Source organism: Pseudidiomarina donghaiensis (assembly GCF_900116895.1).
Classification (GTDB): domain Bacteria; phylum Pseudomonadota; class Gammaproteobacteria; order Enterobacterales; family Alteromonadaceae; genus Pseudidiomarina; species Pseudidiomarina donghaiensis.
On record NZ_FPCF01000007.1, the window covers coordinates 85,665 to 92,396 of the forward strand.

Annotated in this window: 4 protein-coding genes and 2 pseudogenes; 2 read left to right on the forward strand and 4 right to left on the reverse strand. The window is 44.9% G+C overall.

Annotation, left to right across the window (positions count from 1 at the left end):
- Positions 1 to 95 precede the first annotated feature (95 nt).
- The 3 genes from BM334_RS11020 to BM334_RS11030 form a co-directional block, all read right to left on the reverse strand.
- Complete coding sequence (locus tag BM334_RS11020) at positions 96 to 3,176, reverse strand: efflux RND transporter permease subunit (RefSeq protein ID WP_092841697.1); 3,081 nt, start codon at positions 3,174 to 3,176, stop codon at positions 96 to 98.
- A complete protein-coding gene (locus BM334_RS11025; protein ID WP_092841699.1) occupies positions 3,176 to 4,294 on the reverse strand; it encodes an efflux RND transporter periplasmic adaptor subunit in 1,119 nt (372 codons plus the stop codon). Before BM334_RS11025 ends, BM334_RS11020 begins: the two co-directional genes overlap by 1 nt.
- Before the next feature lie 67 nt (positions 4,295 to 4,361).
- Positions 4,362 to 4,814, reverse strand: a complete 453-nt coding sequence (locus tag BM334_RS11030) for a GbsR/MarR family transcriptional regulator (RefSeq protein ID WP_092841701.1) — start codon at positions 4,812 to 4,814, stop codon at positions 4,362 to 4,364.
- A 92-nt stretch (positions 4,815 to 4,906) separates the two neighbouring features.
- Here BM334_RS11030 and BM334_RS11035 point away from each other — a divergent pair, with 92 nt between their 5' ends.
- Positions 4,907 to 5,950, forward strand: coding sequence for a phospholipase A (locus tag BM334_RS11035; protein WP_241970981.1), 1,044 nt, complete (start codon positions 4,907 to 4,909; stop codon positions 5,948 to 5,950).
- 193 nt (positions 5,951 to 6,143) lie between these two features.
- Here BM334_RS11035 and BM334_RS11040 read toward each other — a convergent pair.
- Positions 6,144 to 6,317, reverse strand: a pseudogene (locus tag BM334_RS11040) (AlpA family phage regulatory protein); the annotation flags it as partial.
- 103 nt (positions 6,318 to 6,420) lie between these two features.
- On the opposite strand from BM334_RS11040, the pseudogene BM334_RS11045 reads away from it, so the two are divergent.
- A pseudogene (locus tag BM334_RS11045) lies at positions 6,421 to 6,732 on the forward strand (transposase); the annotation flags it as partial.

Below are 6,732 nucleotides of genomic sequence, written 5' to 3' on the forward strand. Positions count from 1 at the left end.
GCTGTTCTAAGTCGGGCAGACTGCTGCAGGCGATACAGCTAGAACAAATAATGACCATTAAAACGATATGGTGTAAGCGCATAATAAAGCCAAGTTTAATTGGCTTTCTCCCTTCTTTGGCCGTCCCAGGCAAGCATTGCCGGAGTTAATAGAAGCGTAATAAAGGTCGCAACTAACAGTCCGCCAACCAGTGCTGTAGATAACTGGATCCAGTATTGTCCTGAAGGCGCCCCAATAAAAATATCCCGCTCAAAAAAGTCGACGGTTAACCCCAACACCATAGGTAACAATCCGACTATCGTCGTTGTCGCGGTGAGAAGTACCGGGTTTAAACGTTGCATTGCTGCTTTTACCGCAGCTTCCATCGGCGATAACCCATCCGAGCGGTACTCGTTATATGCGTCAATTAGAACGATATTATTATTTACTACAATACCCGCCAGAGCCATAATGCCGATTCCGCTCATTACTACAGAAAAGGGCTCTTGCCGCACGAGTAATGCAAGCAGCACGCCAGCTAAAGAGAATACAATAGCGGATAGCACTAAAGCACTCTGGAAGAAGCTATTCAACTGTAAGAGTAGGACGAACAGCATTAAGAAAATGGCTAAGGCAAATGCCAGTAATAAAAAGCTCATGGCTTCATTTTGGTCATCAAGCTCTCCGGTAAAATCAAATTCCACACCTTTGGCAAAATCACTCTGCTTGATCTTCTGTCGCAACGTTTCCGTTGCTTCGCCAACAGTCACTCCAGGAACAAGACCTGATTCAATTGTTTGTACGTTGCGTGAATTCACACGAGTGATAATAGTTGGACTTAAACTCGGCGATAACTGGACAAAGTTCTCTATCGGCATCAGACCCCGGCTCGCGGGGATGCGCAAATTGGCTAGGTCGGCCATTGAGCGCTCTTCCCAGGGATAGCGTATACGAATATCAACCTGCTCTGGCGCCGATTCAGGAAGGTAAGTACCAACTAAGACACCGTCGGTCAATAGACGCGCTAAGGTACCTAAGGTCGCGACATCGACGCCATACTCAGCAGCTTTTTCACGGTCCACATCAATTTTTATCTGTGGCTTAGGGGTCGCCATGTCACTGGACGTATCAATAAAATCATCTGATTCTTTCATTATCTCGAGTAACTTACCCACGGCTTCAGGCAATAAGCTCCGATCTTTCGCTGACACTTCTATAGAGACGGGACGAGCAGAGGACGGACCGCTTTGTTGTTTTTCAATCTTTAGTGCTATCCCGGGTAAGTTGTCTGTTTTAGCGCGAATACGCTGTATGATTTTTGCGGCAGAATCACGCTCCTGCCAATCCAGCAAATCAATTTGTAGTGTACCAATAATTTCTGAGTCCAGGTTGGCTTTCAGCCTTTCCTCAACTGACCCGATGGTACGAGAATAAATGCGTTCAATGCCCGCGACCGGCTCAACGGCCTTATCGACGAGCTTAACCAGATTATCAGCTTCACTTACTGATAAATTACCATCGGCTTGAACTTGTATTTGTATACGATCGGCCTCGATGTCAGGGAAAAAGTTTACGCCTTGCCCGAGCTTGCTGTAGAGGAAAAATGAAAGTAATAAGACAAACAGGCTGACCAGCAAAGCAAGTAACGGCTTACCCACCATATAGCTAACCAAAGACTGGAGTTTTGAGCTTTTGTCTGCTGTTTTTTTTGATTGTGAGGTCACTGATACTTTGCTTTTTACTGAGGACCCAATTATCGGAACGAAAACCAGTGCCATGAGCAAAGACATGAGCAGTGTTATGATAACAGTGGCGGGCAGATAAAACATAAATTGCCCGGCCATACCAGGCCAAAAGAGCAGTGGTATAAATACGGCGAGGGTAGTCATTGTCGACGCAATAATAGGCCACGCCATGCGTTGGGAAGCTGCCAGATAGGCTTGTAATTGGTCTTGTCCTTGTCGACGATAGCGCTCCGCAAGGTCGACCACGACAATGGCACCATCCACTAACATACCAATGACTAAAATGAGTGCGAACAGCACCACGATGTTCAGTGTAATACCCAGCAGTTGCAGCGTTAGAATGCCGCCAAGAAATGAGCCTGGAATCGCAAGAGCAACGAGCAGGGAAGCTTTGACGCCCAAAGCCACCACGACAGTTAGTATGACGAGAATAATGGCGAGTATGACATTGTTTTCAAGGTCGCCCAGAAATTGCTTAACATCGTCGGCCTGGTTTTGCATATAAGCGACATTAACGGTTGCAGGCCAGTCGGTGCGCTCCTGTTCGACCATTTGGGTTACACGATCGACGACGTCAATCACATTAGCGCTGCTCAGTTTTTTAATATCAAGTGCTATCGACGGTTGACCATCAATACGGGCGTAACTGACGGGATCTTTAAAGGTGCGTCTAACTTCAGCGACATCGCTTACCCGTACGACATTATTGGGCGTAGTTTTTATCGGCATCTCGAGTACATCGACAATGTTCTCAATGGTGCCAGGGATGGCGACGCTAATGCGTCCTGCCCCGGTATCCATTGCACCCGCGGTAACCAGAAGGTTGTTATTACTAATAGCCTGCGACACCTCCGCTAATGAAATGTTGTAAGACTGCATAGCTAATGGTTCAATGATGATCTCTAACAGATCTTCACGATCACCGGACATATCGACTTCGAGTACGCCATTAAGCGTTTCAAGTTTATCCTCTAAGTTACGTGCCAGTTGGATTAAGTCCCGTTCGGGAATATTGCCTGAGAGCGCGACCGTTAAAATGGGGAATAAAGACAGATCAACTTCTTGCACCGTGGGCTGTTCAGCATCGGATGGTAAATCTTGCTCTGCTTTTTCAGTTTCATCTTTGACATCACGCAATGCTTTTTCATTGTCGAAGCCTGCGGCAAACTCCAGTTGCAACATAGCAAAGCCTTCACCGGCTTGAGCGGTTAAAGTATCTAAACCGTCGATGCTTTGTAATTTTCGCTCAAGCGGCTCGACCAATAAGCGTGCGCTGTCTTCGGTTGAAATGCCGGGGTAGCTTACGGTGACGGTGAATACCGGAATGTCGATTTCGGGTGCTGCTTCTTTGGGAATTGTGGCGTAGGCGATGCTGCCCATTATAAGCAACACAGCGAGTAACAGTATCGCTGCGCGATTGCGTGAGAAAGCGGCGGCAATAAAGGCTTTCATTATAATTCCTCGCCTTTGTCATAATCAGCAGGTACGGGTTTGGGGGTAACTTTTTGACCGGCGGTCAACGAACTATGGCTAATGATGACTAAACGCGTTTCGTCATCCAGCCCGCTGACCCATAAGGCATTAACGTCTGCCCGCTCCACAGTAACTGGAGAAAAACGTGTTTCGTTATTGTCATTAATGGTTAAAACACCCATGCGGCCAGCCGCATCTATTTTGATTTGGGCCGCAGAAATTTTGTGTGCTTTAACGTTGTTGGTTTCAATAGTGACTTCGGCACTCATACCGGAAGGGATAGGGTCGTTCTGGTTTGGGATGGTTATTTCAACGCGAAATGTCCGGGTCTGCGGATCGGCAATAGGAGCGATAAAGCTGACCTGTCCCTGACGATCAGTACCACCGATAAGTTTGACCGTCGCGGGCATGTTGAGTTTGAGCCTGTGAATTTGACTTTGTTGTACGTTAATAATGGCGATTAACGGATCGTTATCGATAAGCTCTAGTACTTGGTTGCCGGCTGACACATAAGCACCTTGCTCAATAAAGCGTTGATTGATAACGCCGCTGACCGGTGCTGTCAATTCAGTATTTTCAATATCGAAGGTAATACGGCGAAGCTGTGCTCGTGCTGCTTCTAGTTGTGCTTCCAACGCCTGGAGTTGAGACTGGGACGACAAATTTTGTTCGATGAGCTTTTTCGTCGCATTGAAGTCGCTTTGTGCTTTTTTTACTTGAGCTTCTGCCTGAGTGCGTTGAACTTCGCGATCATCAATAGAAAGTTTTGCAATGACATCACCTTGGCTAACCTCAGCACCGCTGTCGGCAATCATTTCGAGCATGCCGTCAGTACGTGCTCGAATATTAAGTTGCTGATTTGGTCTAATTTCGCCGTTTAGTGTCAACTCGCGAGCCACAAGCTGGGCTTGACTATTTCTTACTGCAACTGACGGTAAATTGCTCTTAGTTGCGTTTGTCTTTTCGGTATCGCCTCTGAAGATGAAACCACTGGCTATCCACAAGAAAACCAAGGTTACGATGGCAATAAATACGGCTCTAGAGCTACTGATTCGGCCTTGCTGCTTGTGCAGTGAGCCACATGATGATGAGGTCATTGATGTTGCACCTAAATTATTTAAATGTTTTCGTCAAACGTTAATTTTTCTGACTATTGAGCATGGCTTAGCGTTCGGATTTCAACTCCAACAGCAACTTTTTCACGCTTTCATCGTAGAGTGTATTAAACCTTTCCAGCTCAGTAATTTTCTCCTGAGCTTTAGAATTCTTAATACTTGCTTTGGCTTCCGTTATTATCTTTTTCGCTTCTTCATGCTGTTTTATCTTTAATTCCAGCAGCGAATCATAAGGGTTGGTACGCATTACAAAATAGTTTTGGCGCTTACCAGGCAGCGCTCTGCGTTCGACCAGCTGGAGCATTTCCAAAAAGCGAATATTGGTGCTGACACTTCCTTTACTTATTTCAAGTAAGCTCATGAGATCGGCTGTATTTAGTGGGGCATCAGATATGATAAGAGCCGCAATTATTTGCCCGGCAATGCGAGAAAGACCATAGCCCTGAGTGTGCATGCCCATATCGGTAATAAACTGTAATTCTGCTTCGGTAAGCTTATTCATAGTAAAAACTTGTTAATTTGGATAATTTAAGGCTAAGCTGTTTAGTCTGTTCAGTCAAGACTGAACAGACTAAATAAACTTTTTCAAGAGATATGAGAGTGATGATTAACCGGTTTTTAGTATTTTCAATTCTTAACCTAACGTTGTTCGTGATACCTATTTGTCATGGTGAGCAACTTAATGCATATGAACTCTGTATTCTAGAGCGAGTAAAGGGCTCGGGTTCTATTGATACTGCTGAAACTATAAAAAAGGAGTGTCGTAAACATGCTGAAAATGAAAAAAAACAGAAGTTATCAAGTGTCGATATTCCAATAAAAGAAAGTGGCGTATTAACTCAGCGTTTAAGAAAAGAACAGCAGACGGAGTTTGAGCCTTATGTTATTACTCCCCATCGCAGAAACTATATTCAACCCATGCTTACTACAAATGACATCAACCATGAGCAATACGCTCAAATTGAAGGTTATGAACGGCATCTGGAAGATTATGAAGCTAAGTTTCAATTGAGTTTAAAAGTCCCCTTAAGCAAATCTAGTCTGCTATTTGAAGAAGACAAACTATATTTTGGTTTTACCATTCAGTCATGGTGGCAGATATACTCTGACGGCATATCCAAGCCGTTTCGGGAAACGAACTATATGCCGGAAATAGTGTATGCCATTAAGACCGACTGGGAGCCTTTTAACGCTAATACCGGTGTTATTTTTGGCGCAGAGCATTTGTCAAACGGTCGGAGCCAGTTACTGTCTCGTAGCTGGAATCGCCTGTATACACAGTTTGTGGTTGAAAAAGGGAGCTGGGTATTTTCGCTTAAACCGTGGGTTCGGTTGCAAGAGGACGCTAAAGAAAATCCAATAGCATCACGAGGCGACGATAACCCGAATATAGAAGATTATGTCGGAAACTATGAGTTTTCGGCTGGGAATAATGATGGTCAATTTGAATACGGCTTTAGATTAAATCATGCGATTGAGACTGGTCGAGGCTCCGTAGAAGTAAGTTTTTCATTCCCTTTGTGGGGTAAGTTTTATGGGTACGCGAGCGTTTTCACTGGCTATGGTGAGAGTTTAATTGACTATAATCATAAGCAAACACGGTTTGGCTTGGGAATAGCTTTAAATAACCTTTTGTAGTGCGTGGACGAAATTCGTCCACTTAAAGTCGGCTATCAAGTTGTACGTTTTATCAGGCCTTTACCACTGCCTTTAGCGCGCTTATTCACACAAGTTAATAACTCATGAAACTATCGCAGCTGTTAATAGCTCCTTTGGAGTTTTTATACTGGTGGTGTTCCTAGGCTTCGAAAGTGGTGTACCAGCACAGATATTAATACCTGATGTTTGGCACCGATAGACCACGCTTTTCATCAATACGGTCCATCATCCATTCATCAATCTCCGAGTCTACCCAGGCGACGTTCCTACCCAGGATATGAACAGGCTTGGGGAATTTGCTTTCACCAATCAGTTTGTAAATTGAGGTGCGTCCCAGCCCGACGCGCTCTTGAACCTCGTTTTACCTTAGAAACCTCATGTGCTCCTCCTTCTTTTGTGTCATAGCATTAGTAAGAATTGAGATGAATGAGTACGAACAATAGACCACAATGAGCTCAGCTCAATTTTATAAATGGCGCGCCAAGTTTGGTGGCATGGACGCATCTATGATGAAGCGTCTGAAAGAGCTTGAGGACGAAAATAAGCGTCTCAAGAAAATGTATGCCGAAGAGCGACTCAAGGCTGAGATCCGCAAGGAAGCCCTTGAGGGAAAGCTGTAAAGCCATCTCAGCGCAAGGAGATGGCGCAAGCTGCCATTGAACGTCATGGTATTAGCGTTCGTTTTGCCTGTGTTTGTATGGGCATTAGCGAGAGCTGCTACCACTATCAAAGCAAACTCAGCGATGAAAACGCTGTGATTG

What these genes read in the sequence shown, in the direction of transcription:
- BM334_RS11035 (WP_241970981.1), top strand. Translation starts at nt 4,907, where the DNA reads ATGAGAGTGATGATTAACCGGTTTTTAGTATTTTCAATTCTTAACCTA.
- BM334_RS11025 (WP_092841699.1), bottom strand. Translation starts at nt 4,294, where the DNA reads ATGACCTCATCATCATGTGGCTCACTGCACAAGCAGCAAGGCCGAATC.
- BM334_RS11030 (WP_092841701.1), bottom strand. Translation starts at nt 4,814, where the DNA reads ATGAATAAGCTTACCGAAGCAGAATTACAGTTTATTACCGATATGGGC.
- BM334_RS11020 (WP_092841697.1), bottom strand. Translation starts at nt 3,176, where the DNA reads ATGAAAGCCTTTATTGCCGCCGCTTTCTCACGCAATCGCGCAGCGATA.